This is a genomic window from Streptomyces sp. NPDC042100 (assembly GCF_055582325.1).
In genome coordinates this window covers 328,382-344,739 of sequence record NZ_JBVJDK010000002.1, presented here as the reverse complement: position 1 = coordinate 344,739, position 16,358 = coordinate 328,382, and the positions used below count along the sequence as shown (strand labels likewise).

Below are 16,358 nucleotides of genomic sequence, written 5' to 3'. Positions count from 1 at the left end.
TCCATGATGCGGGTGTCCCGGCCCGCCTTGTCCAATCCATTGTCCAAGGGCCGGGACGGGCCTCGGACACGGGGAGGACGGCGAAGGGGCGGGCGCCGGTTCCGGCACCCGCCCCTCACATGATCACCGGCGTTACGGGACGACGCTCCCGATCACCACGCTGCCGGTGCCGGCGGCGGTGCCGCGGGCGTTCAGCAGGCGGACCTCGCCGAAGAACTGGCGGCCCTCGGGAGCCGCGGCGTTGACCACGACCTCCGCGGAGACCTGGGCGGTGCCGCCGTTGGCCAGCGTGACCGGCTTCGACTCGTCGACCTTCACGGAGCCGAGCGCGGACGAGTAGTACACGTCCTTGTAGTCGTAGCTGGTGCCGCCGGCCGCCTGCACCGAGTAGCCGTCGATGACGACGGTGTAGGTGCCCGGGGCGGGCTTGACCAGGCTGACGGACTCCTCGGAGTCGCCGTCGGCGGACTGGCCGACCTGGACGTCGCCCAGCTTGACCGTGAGGTCGAGGTCGGCGGACAGGTCGGAGGTGTTGCCGATGGCGATGTCGAGCCGCTCGACGCCCTCACCGATGGTGACGGTCTTGATCTGCTGCTCGTGGTGCTGGATGGTCGCCTTCTCGGACTTCTGCGAGCCGAGCGAGCCGCCCTTCAGCCGCCCGTCGAGGGCCGCGAACTCGTTCGAGACCTTCCACGACACGGCCGCCGGGGTGCCGATCTTCGCCTCGGGGACCGTCTGGACGGCCGGGTCGAAGGTGGCGCCGAGCACCGAGACGTTCAGCTTGAACGGGTTGTCCAGGTCCGGCGAGGTGCGGCGGGACTCGACGATGATCTCCCACACGCCCGGCAGCGGGTTGGCGTAGGAGCGCAGGTCCGGACGGCAGGTGTTCGCCGGGTTGTAGTGCGGGTAGCACTGGTTCGTCGCGTTGTCCTCCAGGGCGACGCCGTACGGGTGCTGGGTGATGAACCGGGTCTGGCTCTTCTCCTTCAGCCCGCTCAGCGAGACCTCAAGGGTCTTGGCGCCCTTCGGCACGGTGACGAAGTACGACTTGCTGCTGTTGCGCTGCGTCGTGCTGGTGGCCGAGAAGCCGTAGCCCGGGCCGACCAGGTCGCTGGAGACGACCGAGGTGGCGAGGATCTGCTTGTCGACGCCCTCGGTGCGCTCGTCGTCGGCCTCCAGGATGACGCTGTGCACGCCGGCGGAGGTGGGACGGGCTTCCAGCTTGACGGTGACCGGCTTGTTCAGCGGCAGGCGGACCTCGTCGGAGCCGAGGATCCGGAAGGTGCCGTCGTTGTACTTCAGGTCCAGCTCGTGCTCGATCGACCGGTCCGGGCCGCTCGTGCGCGTGAGGGTGACGTCGTAGACCTTCTTCTGGCCGACCTTGAGGCCGCCCTGGCGGTCGTACACGCCGGTGCCGGTGTGCGGGGCCGGGAAGATCGCGGTGTCGACCGGGGCCTCGACCTTGTAGTCGTGGGCGGTCGCGCCGTCCTTGATCGACTCCCAGGCGTCCTCGATGTCGATGAGGCCGGCGCCCTGCTCGTGGGCCGCGACACCCGGGATGCGCTTCGCCGTCGAGACGAGCGCGGTGCGCAGGGTGAGCGGGGAGAGCGCGATCTTCTTCTGCTTGGCGGCGGAGATCAGCAGCGCGCTCGCGCCCGCCGCCTGCGGCGAGGACATCGAGGTGCCGTTGAGCATGCCGTAGCCGGCGGGCAGCGTGTAGCCGGCCTCGGGGACACTGCCGCCGGCCTGCCAGGTCGGGAAGGTGTTCACGGCCGAGCCGGGGGCGGTGATGGTCGGGGTGAAGCCGCCGTCCTCACGCGGGCCGCGCGAGGAGAAGGGGAACATGGCGTACTTCTTCTCGACGGCGGAGCCGTAGTTCGCGGCCCAGGTCTCCTTGGAGACGGCCGCGCCGACCGACAGGACCTTGTCGGCCAGGCCGGGGTCGCCGATCGTGTTGATGCCGGGGCCCTCGTTGCCGGCCGAGATGACCAGCTGGACGCCGTAGGTGTCGATGAGCCGCGTGTAGAGGCGGGCGCGCACGTTGTCGCCGTCGTTCTGCAGCGGCAGGCCGCCGATCGACATGTTGACGATGTCGACGCCGCGGTTGGCGACGAGGTCGATCATGCCCTCGGTCAGCGCGGTGTTGGTGCAGCCGCCGGTCCAGGTGCAGGCACGGGCGGAGACGATCTTCGCGCCGGGGGCGGCGCCGTTCATCCGGCCGCCGAACAGGCCGTTGGCGGCGGTGATGCCGGCGACGTGGGTGCCGTGCGCGGACTCGACGAGACCGATGTTGACGAAGTCGGCCTTCTTGCCGACCCAGGTGCCGCCCAGCGGGTCCATCGGCACGTCCTTGCGGATCTGCACGACGAACGGGGTCTTCTCGACGACCTCGGTGGCGGGGTTGTCGGTGCCGAAGTAGCCGATCTGGTTGCCGTCCTTGTACGGCTTCATCGGCTCGTTGTTGGTGAAGTCGCCGTCCTGGTCGGTGTCCACCCGCACGGTGCCGGCGACCGGGTCGTACAGCAGGCCGAAGCGGTCGGTGGTGTCGCCGTCCCGGTTGATGTCGCCCGCCGGGTCGCCGCCCGCGGTGACCGACTCGCTGAAGCGGCTCCACTGGTACGAGCCCTCCGGGGCCTTCCAGCTCTGGCCGCCGGCCGTGAACACGGAGCCCGTGACCGGGGTGATCTGGGCGCGCCAGGTGCCGTCGCTCTCGGTGAGCGGGTCGGTGGCGGTGACCCAGTCGACGATCTTGCGCTCGCCGGTGGTGGTCTTCTGCAGGGCCGGGTGGCCGAGGTCGACACCGGAGTCGAGGATGCCGATGGTCACGCCGCGGCCGTCGGCCTTGGGGTGCTCCCTGACGAAGTCGACCGCACCGGTCTCGTGGGAGGGGTTGTACGGGTTGACCGCCGGGGTCTTCCGGTCCGGCGCCGGGTAGGTGCGCTTGACGGTGGTGCCGTCGACCGCGCCCGTGGTGCCGGCGTCCGGGGTCGGGTCGTCCTGCTTGATCTCCGCCTGGAGGTCCACCGACTGCACCGAGGACAGCTTGGTGGCGGCCTTGATGGCGGCGTCGGCCTTGGCGGTCGGCAGGGTGGCCCGGACGTAGCCGAGCTTGTCGTCCTGCTTGCCGACGGAGGCGCCGGGCACCGCGTCGAGCTGGCCGGCGACCTGCTCGGTGGCGCCGGGGGCGGTGGCGACGAGGACGGTGACGTTGGCCTGGCCGGAGGCCTCGGCCTCGGACAGGCGCTGGGCGTCGGTGGCGCCCAGCTTGTCGGCCGGGTCGGCGATCTTCACCGGGGTGGTGCCGGCCGACGGCTCGTCGGCGGCGAGGACCGGAGCGGCACCGGCCGCGACGAGCGCGGTCACGAGGCCGGCGGCGGCGGCGATACGGGCCGCTCGTCTGGTCCCGGAGGTGGAGCGCCCGGGTATGGAGCTCTGCTTTTCGGGGGTGGTCATTTACATCCCTGAATGTGAAAGAAGAGGGTCCGGATTTCGGTACCGGATGACCGCTCAGCCTTTCGCAAATGGCAGGGGTTTGGGGAGAGTTACCGTGAGGCGGAATGCGCACGTGGCATACATCCGCCACTGCGGAAGATGCGCCATGAGGGACGAAAGCCCCCCAACAGGGGCGAGACGACCGCCCGTTGGCGGATGACTCGTCTCCCTTTGGACGATCTTTAGCCTTCCTTGGCGCGCGCGTAGTGGCGCGAGGCCTTGGCCCGGTTTCCGCACGCGGCCATCGAGCACCAGCGGCGGGTGCCGTTCCGCGAGGTGTCGTAGAAGTGCAGGATGCACGCCTCGTGCGCGCAGGCGCGGATGCGGTCCGGGCGGGCGCGCAACAGGTCGAGGTAATCGCGTGCGGCGGTCCAGCCGGGGCCCCAGGCGGGATCCGTGAACTCCGGCTCCTCGCCCGGCCCTTCGGCTGTCAGCGTGGCCCGGATCCGGCCGCGTCCGAGGACCGCGTCGACCCGCGCGGTGGCCTCCGGGTCGCCGGGCCGGTCGACCAGGGCGGCGAGGGCGTCGCGGGCGGTGAGGGCGTGCCGCAGGGTGGCGGCGTCGGCGCGGAAGCGGCCGTCGAGCCCGTTCGAGGCCAGCCAGATCCCCAGGCCCCCGGTCCCGGTGAGCAGGTCCTGCCGGACGCCGTCCGCCATCCAGCGGGTGTTGAGCAGGTCGAGCGAGACGGGCTCGCCGACGAGGGGCCGCGGGTCGGGGACGGTCATGGCGGGCGCCTTCCTCGGCGACGGTTTCCGGACTAACCCCTCAAGGCTACGTGACCGGTTGCGCCCGCCGCTCCCTAACCCTTAAAGTCAAAATGAAAGGTTAGCCCGTCCGATCGCCCTGTCCGGAACCGAGCAGAACCGAGAAGGACCGAGGAGGTCCGTCCGCCATGCGCGCCTATCACTCCGGCTCCCTCGCCGTGCAGGACCGGGTCGGCGTCCGCGACCTCGCCGAGCGCGTCGGCAGGTCCATCGCCCCCGGCATCCGGCCCGTCGCCGCCGCCTTCCTGGAGGCCCAGCCGATGCTCGTGCTCGGCGCCGCCGCCCCGGACGGGCGGGTCTGGGCGGGCCTGCTCACCGGGCTGCCCGGCTTCGCCCGCGCCACCGGCCCGGGCACGCTCTCCGTCGCGGGCGGCCTCCCCGACGGCGACCCCCTGGCCGGCGCCGTCACCGCGGCCGGCACCCCCGTCGGCACCCTCGCCCTCGACCCCCGCACCCGTCGCCGGCTCCGCCTCAACGGCACCGCGCGCCCCAGCGCCCGGGGCCTCACCGTCGAGACGGGTCGAGTTTTCGCCAACTGCCCCAAGTACCTCCAGCAGCGCGAACTGCTCGGCCGGGCGGAGGACTCCCGCCCCGGACCGGTGCGGTACGGGCCCGCCCTCACCCCCGCCCAGGCGGCGCTGGTCCGCGCCGCCGACACCTTCTTCCTCACCACCACCGGCCCCGGCGGCGTCGACACCGGCCACCGCGGCGGCTTCCCCGGCTTCGTCGACCTCGTCTCGCCCGTCGAACTGCGCTGGGCCGACTACCCCGGCAACGCCATGTTCCTCACCCTCGGGAACCTGGAGGAGGACGGCCGCGCCGGCCTCCTCTTCCTCGACTGGGACACCGGCACCACCCTGCGGCTCTCCGGCGTGGCCCACACCGAGTACGGCCCCGAGGGCCGCGCCGTCCGCTTCCGCCTGGACGCGGTGGCGGAGACCCCGCACGCGAGCCCGCTGCGCTGGTCGCCCCCGGTCCCCAGCCCCTCGAACCCGCCGCCGCGCGGGGCGTAGGGCCGGGCGGTCCGGCCCCGCGCCGCCGGACGACCCGCCCGTGTGCTTAGCTCATCTGTTCGCGGAGCCACGCCCGTTCGCTCAGCCTCATCTGTTCGCCGAGCCCCGCCCGTTCGCCAAGTCCCGCCCGTACCTCCCGCCTTGCCCGCGCCTCCCGCCCCGCCCGTACCTCCTGCCCCGCCCGTACCTCCTGCCCTGCCCGCGCCTCCCGCCCCGCCCGTATCTCCTGCCCTGCCCGGTCTCCCGTCCCGCCCGTGCCTCCTGCCCCGCCCGTGCCTCCTGCCCCGAAGGACCGCCCGTGACCGCCGCCGCATCCGCCGACGCCCAGGCCCCCGCGCCCGCCCCGGCGGCCACCGCCGCCCCCGCCACCACTGACGCCCCCGCCCCGGCGGCCCCCGCGGCCCCCGCCCGCCCCTCCGCGCCCCCGCGCCCCGGGCCCCGCGTGCTGTTCGTCTCCACCGCCGTCAGCGTCATCGCGCTGCTGCTGCTCGCCGCCATCGGCGCCGGGCTCCACCAGCCGCTGCTCATCCCGTCGCTCGCCGCGAGCATGGCGCTGGTCGCGGGCGCGCCCGACATACCGCTCGCCCAGCCCCGTTCCGTCATCGGCGGACAACTGCTCTGCGCCCTCACCGGCTTCGCCGTCCTCGCGGTCGCGGGACCCGGCCCCTGGGCCGCCGCCGTCGCCGGCGGCCTCGCGCTCGGGGTGATGTCCGCCGCCCGCGCCCCGCACTCCCCGGCCGCCGCGACCGCCGTCATCGTCGCCCTCCAGGACCCGCCGTTCTGGACCTTCCTCGGCCTGCTCTCGCTCGCCGTCCTCGTCCTCGTCGCCACCGGTGTGGCCGGCGCGCGCCTGACCGGCCGCCGCTACCCCGCGTACTGGATCTGATGCCCGTAACCTCCTTTCATGCAGACCGAGTTGCGGGTGGCGGCCTACGCCGTGTGCGTACGGGACGGACGGCTCCTGCTGGCCCGCTGGGTGGACCGGGCCGGGGTGCGCCGGTGGACCCTGCCCGGTGGCGGCGTCGACCACGGGGAACTGCCCCTCGAAGCCGTGGTCCGGGAGGTCGAGGAGGAGACGGGGTACGCCGCCGAGGCGACCGCCCTGCTCGGCATCGACTCCATCCGGCGGCAGCGGACCCGCCCGCTCGGTGGCTCCTACGACTGGCAGGGGCTGCGGATCCTCTACGAGGCCCGGATCACCGGCGGCGAACTGCGCAGCGAGCAGGGCGGCAGCACCGACCTCGCCGCCTGGCACCCGCTGGAGGCCGTGCCCGCGCTCACCCGCGTCGAACTCGTCGACATCGGCCTCCAGCTCCTGCGCGACCGCCCGCCGCTCGGGCACTCGCCGCTCCACGATCCGGCGAACGGCTGAAAACGGCTCAACCGTCCCGGAGGCGCTCAACCCGCCGCCGGTGCCCCGGGGTCCCCTCCCGTGACCGAAGCAGCGCACCGCAGTACGTACGTCAGGGGAGCCCGCAGAGATGTCAGCCGCACGCACCGCACGCACCGCACGCACCGCACGCACCGCACGCACCGCACGCACCGCACGCACCGCACGCACCGTCCGCACCGTCCTGGCCGCCACCCTCGTGGCCGGCCTTGCCGCCACGGCCCTCGCCTCGCCCGCCCTCGCCGCGGCGCCGCCGAAGCCCTCGCACGCCGCGACCCAGCAGGCGCTGGACGCGCTCGTGGCGGAGGGCGTGCCCGGAGTCGTCGCCCAGGCCCGCGACGGCAAGGACCGCTGGACCGGCACGGCGGGCGACCGTGGGGGGAACGACCGCTTCCGGGTCGGCTCCATCACCAAGACCTTCACCGCCACCGTCCTGCTCCAGCTCCAGGCCGAGGGCCGGATCGACCTCGACGACCCGGTCGAGAAGTGGCTGCCCGGCGTCGTCACCGGCCACGGCCACGACGGCCGCCAGGTCACCGTCCGCCAGCTGCTCAACCACACCAGCGGCATCTACAGCTACACCAGCGACCCCGCCTTCCAGCAGCGGGTCTTCGGCACCGACTTCCTCCAGCACCGCTATGACACCTGGACCCCGCGCCAGTTGGTGGCCGTCGCGATGGCCCATGAGCCCGACTTCGCGCCCGGCACCTCCTGGAACTACTCCAACACCAACTTCGTCCTCGCCGGCATGGTGATCGAGAAGGTCACCGGCCGCCCCTACGCCAAGGCGGTCGAGAACCGGATCGTCAAGCCGCTCAAGCTGCGCGCCACCAGCGTCCCCGGCACCGACCCCCGGATGCGCGGGCCGCACTCCGGCGCGTACTCGAAGCTCGCGCGGGACACCACGGGACCGACGTACGACGTGACCGCCCTGAATCCCAGCATCGCGGGCGCCGCGGGGGAGATGATCTCCGACTCCAACGACCTTCAGACCTTCTACCGGGCCCTGCTCAAGGGCCGGCTGCTGCCGCCGGCCGAGCTGAGGGAGATGACGGACACCGTCGAGATCGGGCCCGGCATGGGCTACGGCCTCGGCCTCATGCGGCAGAAGCTCAGCTGCGGCAAGGAGGTGTGGGGCCACGGCGGCGGCATCCACGGCTCCAGCTCCCAGGCCGTCGCCACCCGGGACGGCGAGCACTCCCTGGCCGGGAACCTCAACGCCGACTGGACGGGCGACAGCCAGACGCTGATCGACGCCGAGTTCTGCGGCACGGCCCCGAAGAAGTAGCGGAAGCCCACCGGGGGTTCAGCGGGGCAGGACGACGACGTAGGCGGCCGGCTGCCGGTCCGGCGCGGCCATCAGGGCCGTCCGGACCACGGTCGCCTGCTGGTCCATGGCCTCGCGCAGCTTGCGCGGGGTGACGTGGACGACGGCGATCCCGAGCCGCTCCAGGTGCTCGCGCTTGCGCGTGTACTCGGACCAGAGCGCGTCGTCGTCCTGCCGGGGCGCCCGGGTGTCCAGCTCCAGGGCGACCGCCTGGTCCGGCCAGTAGGCGTCCAGGCCGCCGAGGTGCGGGCCGCCCGGCAGCCGCAGGTCCACGTTCCACACCGGGTCCGGCAGCCCGAACTCGCGCACCATCGTGTACAGCCGCTCCTCGGCCAGCGAGCGCCCCTCGGCCAGCAGGGCGTCCACCGCGTCCACCACATGCGGCCGGTTGAGCAGCCGGGCCCGGTTCAACTCCCGCACCACCGCCGCCGGTTCGCAGTGTCCGCCGCTCACCGCCTCGGTGAGCAGCCGGCGGACGACGGCCGGGTCGGCGAGCGTCCCGACGGCGTCGGCCAGCGCCCGGGGGACCGGGGCGACGGGCAGGCCGCCCAGCTCCCGGGGGTGCGGCGGCTCGGCCGCGCGGACCACCCGGACCCGGCCGGTGGAGCGCAGCCGCCGGGTGCGCGGCACCAGCACGTCGATCCGGTTGATCATGCCGGCGGGCGGGGTGGCGGTGAAGCCGTGCAGGGCGAGGGCGGCGAGCCCGGTCAGCATCGATCCGGCGCCGGCCAGCTCCAGGGCCTCCCGCAGGCGCTCGTCCCCGCTGCGGGGGAGGGCGGGGAGGGCGGGGAGCGGGGTCTTGGGGGTGTTGTGGTTCATGTCGTCGGTCTTCCGCCGCGCGGACCGCCCCTAACCGCTGTTACGAATCGGTCGCCTAATCAGGACAACTCCGCACTAAAGTACGCGCGTTCGACTGCCGATGAACAGCGGCCCCCGGCGGGCATTCCGCCGGGGGCCGCTGCTCACGAGGGGTCGTCAGGAGGCGCGCCCGTCGCACTCCTGCGCACGCAGCGCACGCGCCAGATCGTCGCGCGACTCCAGCACGAGCCGGCGCAGCGCCGGGGCGGCCGAGGCGTGCGCGGCGAGCCAGGCGTCCGTCGCCGCCAGCGTCTCCGGGGTGTCCTGGAGCGCCGGGAACAGGCCCCGCACCACGTCCATGCCGATCTGGATCGAGCGCTCCGTCCAGATCCGCTCGATGGCCGCGAAGTACTTCTCCGCGTACGGGGCGATCAGCTCGCGCTGCGAGGACTGGGCGAAGCCCGAGATCGTCGCCTCGACCAAGGCGTTGGACAGCGCGTCCGACTCGACGACCTGCGCCCAGGCCTGCGCCTTGACCGCCGCCGAGGGCCGGGCGGCCAGGCAGCGCGCCTGGTGGCGCTTGCCGGTCGCGGTGTCGTCCCGGGCCACCTCCGCGGCGATCCGGGCCTCGTCGGCGCGCCCGCGCACGGTCAGCGGCTCCAGGAACGCCCAGCGCAGCTCCTGGTCGACCTCCAGGCCGTCGATCGCGGCGCCGCCGTCGAGCAGGGCCGTGAGGAGCTGGAGGTCGGCGTCGGAGGAGGCCACCGAGGCGAAGAAGCGGGCCCAGGTCAGCTGGTGCTCGCTGCCCGGCTCGGCCTGGCGCAGCTCGCGCAGCCCGCCCTCGGCGAGCAGCCGGCCGCCCTCGGCGCGCCAGTCGGGCACCGCGTAGAAGGTGACGGCGGTCCGGGTCCAGGCGTGCACCATCTGGAGCACGCCGATGTCGGTCTCGCGGCCCGCGAACTCCAGCGCGATCCGGACGAAGTCGCGGGCCGGCATCAGGCCGTCGCGGGTCAGGTTCCACAGCGCCGACCAGCACAGCGCGCGGGCCAGCGGGTCGGTGAGGTCGCCGAGGTGGGCGCGCAGGGTGGCCAGCGAGCCCTCGTCGAAGCGGACCTTGCCGTAGGTGAGGTCGTCGTCGTTGACCAGCACCAGGTCGGGGCGCTCGGCGCCGGCCAGCTCGGTCACGACGGTGGAGGCGCCGGTGATGTCGAGCTCGGCGCGGGCGTAGCGCACGAGCTCCCCGCCGGTCAGCCGGTAGAGGCCGACGGCGGCGCGGTGCGGACGGGGCTCGTCGCCCTCCTGGAGGACGGCGAGCTCGGTGATCCGGCCCTCGGCGTCGTAGGTGACGGCCGGGGTGAGGGTGTTGACTCCGGAGGTCTGGAGCCAGGACTTGGCCCAGCCCTTCATGTCCCGGCCGGAGGTCTCCTCCAGGACGGTCAGCAGGTCCGCGAGTCGGGTGTTGCCGTAGGCGTGGCGCTTGAAGTAGACGCGGGCGCCCTCCAGGAAGGCGTCCCGGCCCACGTAGGCGACGAGCTGCTTGAGGACGGAGGCGCCCTTGGCGTAGGTGATGCCGTCGAAGTTCAGCTTGGCGTCCTCCAGGTCACGGATGTCGGCCGTGACCGGGTGGGTGGACGGGAGCTGGTCGGCGCGGTACGCCCAGGCCTTGCGGCCGTTGGCGAAGGTGACCCAGCTGTTGGTGAAGCGGGTCGCCTCGGCCAGCGAGAAGGAGCCCATGAAGTCGGCGAAGGACTCCTTCAGCCACAGGTCGTCCCACCACACCATGGTGACCAGGTCGCCGAACCACATGTGGGCCATCTCGTGCAGGATCACGTTGGCCCGGCGCTCGTACGCCGCCTGGGTCACCTTGCCCCGGTAGATGTACTCCTCGCGGAAGGTGACCATGCCCGGGTTCTCCATCGCGCCGAGGTTGTACTCGGGGACGAAGGCCTGGTCGTACTTCCCGAAGGGGTACGGGAAGTCGAAGTTGTCGTGGAAGAAGTCCAGGCCCTGCTTGGTGACCAGGAAGACGTCGTCCGTGTCGAAGTGCTTGGCGAGGCCCTTGCGGCACATCGCGCCGAGCGGGATGTCCAGCTCGGTGCCGTCGGGCAGCACGCGCGTGTAGCGGTCCGTGACGTAGTGGTACGGGCCGGCCACGACACAGGTGATGTACGTGGAGATGGACGCGGTCTCGGCGAACCGCCACACCCCGTCGGTGCCCCGCTCGCCCGCCCCGTTCGACCACACGGTCCAGCCCTCGGGCGCGAGCGCCTCGAAGCGGAACGGCGCCTTGAGGTCGGGCTGCTCGAAGGTGGCGAAGACCCGGCGGGCGTCGGCCGGCTCGTACTGCGTGTAGAGGTAGACCTCGCCGTCCTCGGGGTCGACGAAGCGGTGCATCCCCTCGCCGGTGCGGCTGTAGGCGCAGCGGGCGTCGACCACCAGCTCGTTCTCGTCGGCCAGGCCGTCCAGCGCGATCCGGGCCCCGTCGAAGACGACGGCCGGGTCGAGCGCGCGCCCGTTGAGGGTGACGGCGTCGACGGCGGGGGCGATCAGGTCGACGAACGTGGAGTCGCCCGTGCCCGTGCGGCGGAAGCGGATCGTCGTCACGGAGCGGAACGTGCGCACGTCCTCCGTGGACTCGCCGACCGCCGAGCGCAGGTCGAGGCGGACCTCGTACCCGTCGACGGACAGCAGCTCCGCCCGCTCGTGGGCCTCGTCGCGGGACAGGTTCTCACCGGGCACGGTCACTCCTTCGTGGCTCGTTCGAAACAGCACCGATCCTCCCATGTGCACATGACCGCGCGTACCCGGGGAATGCGCGGCGGGCCGGCGGTGTTGCCGTCAGGCGCACCGCACCCGCCCTTTTCGAGGAGAGACATGTCCGAGACCAGGACCACCGCCGACTTCTTCTTCGACCCCCTGTGCCCCTGGGCCTGGATGACCTCGCGCTGGATGCTGGAGGTGGAGAAGGTCCGCCCGGTGGACGTGCGGTGGAAGGTGATGAGCCTGGCGGTGCTGAACGAGGACCGGCTCGACGAGGTGCCGCCGGAGTACCGCGAGATGCTGGAGACCCAGGCCTGGGGCCCGGTGCGCGTGGTGATCGCGGCCCAGCGGCTGCACGGCGACGAGGTCGTCGGCAAGCTCTACACGGCGCTCGGCACCCGCTTCCACAACAACGGCGAGGGCCCGACCCGCGAGGCGATCGTCGGCGCCCTGAGCGATGTGGGCCTGCCGGAGGAGCTGGCGGACTTCGCCGACAAGGACACCTACGACACCGAGCTGCGCGCCTCCCACAAGGAGGGCATAGACAAGGTCGGCCAGGACGTCGGCACCCCGGTCATCGCGGTCCCCGGCCCGGACGGCGAGGAGGTCGCCTTCTTCGGCCCGGTCGTCACCCCGACCCCGCGCGGCGAGGCCGCCGCCCGGCTGTGGGACGGCACGCTGCTGGTGGCGGCGGTGCCCGGCTTCTACGAGATCAAGCGCACGCGGACGGCGGCGCCCAGCTTCGAGTAGGCGCCCCGGCTCCTCGGACGGAAGAACCCCCGTACGGAAGAACCCCCGCGATTCACGTCATCGCGGGGGTTCTTCTTCATTCCGCCCGCAAGTGAAGGTTGAGAAGACGATCACGAGCAGGACGAACGGGGGGCGCCGGGCGCCCGGGGGGTCAGAACGAGATCAGCGGGATGCTGGCCTTGGCGGCCTGGTAGCGCTTGTTCACGTCCTGCCAGTTCACGACGGCCCACATGGCGTCGATGAAGTCGACCTTCTGGTTCTTGTACTGCAGGTAGAAGGCGTGCTCCCAGGCGTCGAAGACGAGGACCGGGACGGAGCCCTGGCCGACGTTGCCCTGGTGGTCGTAGACCTGCTCGACGATCAGGCGCCCGCTGATCGGCTCGTAGGCGAGCACGCCCCAGCCGGAGCCCTGGGTGGTCGCGGCGGCCTTGGTCAGCTGGGCCTTGAACTTCGCGAAGGAGCCGAAGGACTCGGTGATCGCGTCGGACAGCTCGCCGACCCCGTCGGCGGCCAGCGGCTCGCCGCCGCCCTCGCCGCCCTTCGGGCTGGCCATGTTGTTCCAGTAGATGGAGTGCAGGATGTGGCCGGAGAGGTGGAACGCCAGGTTCTTCTCCAGGCCGTTGATCGCGCCCCAGGCGTCCTTGTCCCGCGCCTCTTCCAGCTGCTCCAGGGTGTCGTTCGCACCCTTGACGTATGCGGCGTGGTGCTTGTCGTGGTGCAGCTCGATGATCTCCGGGTTGATCACCGGCTCCAGGGCCGCGTAGTCGTACGGCAGTTCCGGAAGGGTGTAGATGGCCATGTTGCCGAGCCTCTCGCCGACGTCTTCTTATTGCAACCTTTTTGCAGGTGCAGGCTAACAGTAGATGCTGTCCAAGTTGATCAGACGTCCCGTCATGCGGTCGATCGGACCTTGGGCCTAGGTCCGCCGGACGCGCCGCAGCGCCCCGCCGGGCTTGAGGCTCGGCGGGGCGCTGCGTTCGGGGTGCGGGCTGTCGGGTGCGGGTGTGCCGGGGCGGGGTCAGGCCTCCTCGGGCGCCGTCCCGCGCGCGGCGCGCGTCTTCTGGAGGGCGTAGCCGCCGATCGCGAGCGCCAGCGTCAGGCCGCCCGTCGCGTAGAGCTGCACCCGGGTGCCCTCCTCGCGGGCCATCAGGAAGAAGATGACGGCCATCCCCGCGAGCGCGACCCAGGTCAGCACCGGGAAGCCCCACATCCGCACGACCAGCTTCTCCGGGGCCTCGCGCTCGGTGCGGCGGCGCAGCACCAGCTGGGAGGCGGCGATGAAGAACCAGACGACCAGGATGATCGCGCCGATGGTGTTGAGCAGCCAGATGAAGACGTCGTCCGGGCGCCAGTAGCTCAGCAGCACGCAGGCGAAGCCGAAGACGGAGGAGACCAGCACCGCCGGGCGGGGCACCCCGCCGTAGGTGCGGCCGAGCGCCGCCGGGCCCTGCCGGCGGGCCACCAGGGAGCAGGCCATCCGGGAGGCGCCGTAGATGTTGGCGTTCATCGCGGAGAGCAGGGCGATCAGGACGACCACGTTCATGATCTGGCCGGCCGCCGGGATGCCCAGGTGGTCGAGGGTGGCGACGTACGGGCCCTTCTCGACGACCGCCTTGTCGCCCCACGGGACCAGGGTCACGATGACGGCCATGGAGCCGATGTAGAAGAGCGCGATGCGCCACATCGCCGTGCGGACCGCCTTGGCCACGCCCTGGACGGGGTGCTCGGACTCGGCCGCCGCGATGGTGACGGTCTCCAGGCCGCCGTACGCGAAGACGGAGGCCAGCAGGCCGACGATCAGGCCCTCGGAGCCGTTCGGGAAGAAGCCGCCCGCCCCCGTGAGGTTGGCGGTGCCCGGCGCGTCGGTGCCCGGCAGGACGCCGGTGATGGCGAGGACGCCGATGCCGAGGAAGAGGACGATCGCGCCGACCTTGAGCGCGGCGAACCAGAACTCGAACTCGCCGAAGTTCTTCACCGCCGCCAGGTTGGTGCCGCAGAACACCAGCATGAACAGCGCGACCCAGGCCCACTCCGGGCTGCCCGGGAACCAGCCGGTCATGATCTTCGCGGCGCCGATGCCCTCCAGGCCCACGGCGACGCACAGCAGGAACCAGAAGGCCCAGCCCGCCGTGAAGCCGGCCCAGGGGCCGAGCGCCCGCTCCGCGTGCACGGAGAAGGAGCCGGAGGCCGGGTTGGCCGCCGACATCTCGCCCAGCATCCGCATCACGAGCATGACGAGCACGCCGGATATCGCGTACGCGAGGACGATCGAGGGGCCGGCGGCGGCGATGCCGGCGCCGGAGCCGACGAAGAGGCCGGCGCCGATGACGCCGCCGAGGGCGATCATCGACAGATGGCGCTGCTTGAGGCCGTGCGAGAGGCCCCCGGAGGGGGCTGCGGCGGCGCCGGGCGCGGCGTCCTTGCGGTCGGCCGGAGCGGGCGCGGGAGTCCGGGACATGAGCGGGCCCTGTTCACTAGCTGAGACGGGGAGGGTGGCCCACAGTCTGGGCGCCCGCACCGCTCACAGGGAACGAGTGTCCGCTATACGGTCACCAGGTTCACACAAGGTGAAGATTTACTTCCGCTTCGTGCGCAGTTCCCGCGCCCACGCCACCGCCAGCACCAGTACGGTCGCCCCGCCCGACCACAGCACCTGGGGCCGCGCGCCGTCGTCGGTCAGCATCAGCACCAGCACCGCACCCATCGCCGCCAGCGCCGTCCAGGTCAGCCAGGGGAAGCCCCACATGCGCAGGATCAGCGTCTCGGGCGCCTCCCGCTCGATCCGGCGGCGCAGCCGCAGCTGCGAGACCGCGATCAGCGCCCAGACGAAGAGCAGCACCGCGCCGACCGCGTTGAGCATGTAGAGGAAGACGGAATCCGGCCACTTCAGATTGAGCAGGACGGAGACGAAGCCGAAGGCCACCGAGGCCAGCACCGCCCGGCGCGGCACCGAGCCGCCGGACATCTTCAGCAGCCCCTTGGGCGCCTCCCCGCGCTCGGCCAGCGAGAACACCATCCGCGAGGAGCCGTACAGATTGGCGTTGAGCGCCGACAGCAGCGCCACGAACACCACCACGTTCATGATCTGCCCGGCGCCGGGAACCCCGAGGGAGTCCAGCACCGCCACGTACGGCGACTGGCCCGGCTCGATCGCCGTCCACGGCAGCAGGGCCACGATCACCAGCATCGAGCCCACGTAGAAGAAGAGGATCCGCCACACCGCGCTGCGCACCGCGCGGGCCACGTTGCGCGCCGGGTCGTCCGACTCCGCCGCCGCGATCGTGACGACCTCCAGGCCGCCGAAGGCGAAGACCACGGCCAGCACCCCGGAGATCACCCCCGACCAGCCGTGCGGCAGGAAGCCGCCCTGCCCGGTCAGGTTCGTCAGGCCGACCGGGTCGGTGTCCGGCAGCCAGCCGAGGATCGCCAGCGTGCCCAGGATCAGGAAGAGCACGATCGCGCCGACCTTGAGCGCCGCGAACCAGAACTCGAACTCGCCGAAGTTCTTCACCGCCGCCAGGTTCGTCACGGTGAACACCACCATGAAGAGCAGCACCCAGCCCCACTGCGGGATCCCGGGCACCCAGCCGTGCGCGATCAGCGCCGCGCCGGTGGCCTCCACGGCGAGCACCACCACCAGCAGGAACCAGTAGAGCCAGCCCACCGAGAAGCCCGCCCAGCGGCCCAGCGCCCGCTCCGCGTGCACGGAGAAGGAGCCCGAGGCCGGCATCGCCGCCGACATCTCGCCCAGCATCCGCATGACCAGCATCGCGAGCGCGCCCGCGATCAGATACGAGACGACGATGCCGGGGCCCGCGACCGCGATGCCCGCCCCGGAGCCCACGAAGAGCCCCGCGCCGATCACCCCGCCGAGCCCGAGCATCGTGAGGTGCCGCTGCTTCAGTCCGTGCGAGAGGGGCTCGGGCGCGGGTGCGAGGGGCTCCGGTCCGGGTGCTGGGGCGTCGTGCATGTGGGGGACTCGCGCTCTGGAAGGGTTTATGGAGACCCCACAGTCTCTCCGTTGGGGGGCGTTCGGCGCAAAAGGGACCTCAGGGTGCGAGTCC

General features: G+C 72.2%; 12 protein-coding genes. 5 read left to right on the top strand and 7 right to left on the bottom strand.

Annotated elements, in window-relative coordinates; translation table 11 throughout:
* Positions 1-132 precede the first annotated feature (132 nt).
* Both ACZ6J5_RS05795 and ACZ6J5_RS05790 read right to left on the bottom strand, forming a co-directional pair.
* Complete coding sequence (locus ACZ6J5_RS05795) at positions 133-3,453, bottom strand: S8 family serine peptidase (RefSeq protein WP_469387981.1); 3,321 nt, start codon at positions 3,451-3,453, stop codon at positions 133-135.
* A 221-nt stretch (positions 3,454-3,674) separates the two neighbouring features.
* Positions 3,675-4,217, bottom strand: a complete 543-nt coding sequence (locus ACZ6J5_RS05790) for a CGNR zinc finger domain-containing protein (RefSeq protein WP_469387977.1) — start codon at positions 4,215-4,217, stop codon at positions 3,675-3,677.
* Between the two features lie 167 nt (positions 4,218-4,384).
* On the opposite strand from ACZ6J5_RS05790, the gene ACZ6J5_RS05785 reads away from it, so the two are divergent.
* The 4 genes from ACZ6J5_RS05785 (at position 4,385) to ACZ6J5_RS05770 (ending at position 7,947) form a co-directional block, all read left to right on the top strand.
* The gene (locus ACZ6J5_RS05785; protein ID WP_469387974.1) at positions 4,385-5,269 is read left to right on the top strand and encodes a pyridoxamine 5'-phosphate oxidase family protein; all 885 of its coding nucleotides are present in this window, start codon (positions 4,385-4,387) and stop codon (positions 5,267-5,269) included.
* A gap of 298 nt (positions 5,270-5,567) precedes the next feature.
* Positions 5,568-6,155 (top strand): HPP family protein, encoded by a 588-nt coding sequence (locus ACZ6J5_RS05780; RefSeq protein ID WP_469387972.1) that lies wholly within the window; start codon positions 5,568-5,570, stop codon positions 6,153-6,155.
* Between the two features lie 18 nt (positions 6,156-6,173).
* On the top strand, positions 6,174-6,641 hold the full coding sequence (locus ACZ6J5_RS05775; RefSeq protein ID WP_469387970.1) for an NUDIX hydrolase: 468 nt from the start codon (positions 6,174-6,176) through the stop codon (positions 6,639-6,641).
* A 109-nt stretch (positions 6,642-6,750) separates the two neighbouring features.
* A complete protein-coding gene (locus ACZ6J5_RS05770) occupies positions 6,751-7,947 on the top strand; it encodes a serine hydrolase domain-containing protein (protein WP_469387966.1) in 1,197 nt (398 codons plus the stop codon).
* Between the two features lie 18 nt (positions 7,948-7,965).
* Here the strand turns inward: ACZ6J5_RS05770 and ACZ6J5_RS05765 are convergent, their stop codons facing one another.
* Positions 7,966-8,805, bottom strand: a complete 840-nt coding sequence (locus tag ACZ6J5_RS05765; protein ID WP_469387964.1) for a hypothetical protein — start codon at positions 8,803-8,805, stop codon at positions 7,966-7,968.
* Positions 8,806-8,961: 156 nt separating this feature from the next.
* The gene (gene pepN / locus ACZ6J5_RS05760) at positions 8,962-11,523 is read right to left on the bottom strand and encodes an aminopeptidase N (protein ID WP_469387962.1); all 2,562 of its coding nucleotides are present in this window, start codon (positions 11,521-11,523) and stop codon (positions 8,962-8,964) included.
* A 135-nt stretch (positions 11,524-11,658) separates the two neighbouring features.
* On the opposite strand from pepN, the gene ACZ6J5_RS05755 reads away from it, so the two are divergent.
* Positions 11,659-12,294 carry a mycothiol-dependent nitroreductase Rv2466c family protein gene (locus ACZ6J5_RS05755; protein WP_469387960.1) on the top strand — a complete coding sequence of 212 codons (636 nt, stop codon included), beginning with the start codon at positions 11,659-11,661 and terminating at the stop codon, positions 12,292-12,294.
* Positions 12,295-12,445: 151 nt separating this feature from the next.
* Here the strand turns inward: ACZ6J5_RS05755 and ACZ6J5_RS05750 are convergent, their stop codons facing one another.
* From ACZ6J5_RS05750 to ACZ6J5_RS05740, 3 genes are all read right to left on the bottom strand, one after another.
* A complete protein-coding gene (locus ACZ6J5_RS05750; protein ID WP_469387958.1) occupies positions 12,446-13,093 on the bottom strand; it encodes a superoxide dismutase in 648 nt (215 codons plus the stop codon).
* 219 nt (positions 13,094-13,312) lie between these two features.
* Positions 13,313-14,752 (bottom strand): amino acid permease, encoded by a 1,440-nt coding sequence (locus ACZ6J5_RS05745; RefSeq protein ID WP_469387956.1) that lies wholly within the window; start codon positions 14,750-14,752, stop codon positions 13,313-13,315.
* A gap of 117 nt (positions 14,753-14,869) precedes the next feature.
* Positions 14,870-16,264, bottom strand: coding sequence for an amino acid permease (locus ACZ6J5_RS05740; RefSeq protein ID WP_469387953.1), 1,395 nt, complete (start codon positions 16,262-16,264; stop codon positions 14,870-14,872).
* Positions 16,265-16,358: the final 94 nt, after the last annotated feature.

What these genes read in the sequence shown, in the direction of transcription:
- ACZ6J5_RS05795 (WP_469387981.1), bottom strand. Translation starts at nt 3,453, where the DNA reads ATGACCACCCCCGAAAAGCAGAGCTCCATACCCGGGCGCTCCACCTCC.
- ACZ6J5_RS05790 (WP_469387977.1), bottom strand. Translation starts at nt 4,217, where the DNA reads ATGACCGTCCCCGACCCGCGGCCCCTCGTCGGCGAGCCCGTCTCGCTC.
- ACZ6J5_RS05785 (WP_469387974.1), top strand. Translation starts at nt 4,385, where the DNA reads ATGCGCGCCTATCACTCCGGCTCCCTCGCCGTGCAGGACCGGGTCGGC.
- ACZ6J5_RS05775 (WP_469387970.1), top strand. Translation starts at nt 6,174, where the DNA reads ATGCAGACCGAGTTGCGGGTGGCGGCCTACGCCGTGTGCGTACGGGAC.
- ACZ6J5_RS05770 (WP_469387966.1), top strand. Translation starts at nt 6,751, where the DNA reads ATGTCAGCCGCACGCACCGCACGCACCGCACGCACCGCACGCACCGCA.
- ACZ6J5_RS05765 (WP_469387964.1), bottom strand. Translation starts at nt 8,805, where the DNA reads ATGAACCACAACACCCCCAAGACCCCGCTCCCCGCCCTCCCCGCCCTC.
- ACZ6J5_RS05755 (WP_469387960.1), top strand. Translation starts at nt 11,659, where the DNA reads ATGTCCGAGACCAGGACCACCGCCGACTTCTTCTTCGACCCCCTGTGC.
- ACZ6J5_RS05750 (WP_469387958.1), bottom strand. Translation starts at nt 13,093, where the DNA reads ATGGCCATCTACACCCTTCCGGAACTGCCGTACGACTACGCGGCCCTG.
- ACZ6J5_RS05745 (WP_469387956.1), bottom strand. Translation starts at nt 14,752, where the DNA reads ATGTCCCGGACTCCCGCGCCCGCTCCGGCCGACCGCAAGGACGCCGCG.
- ACZ6J5_RS05740 (WP_469387953.1), bottom strand. Translation starts at nt 16,264, where the DNA reads ATGCACGACGCCCCAGCACCCGGACCGGAGCCCCTCGCACCCGCGCCC.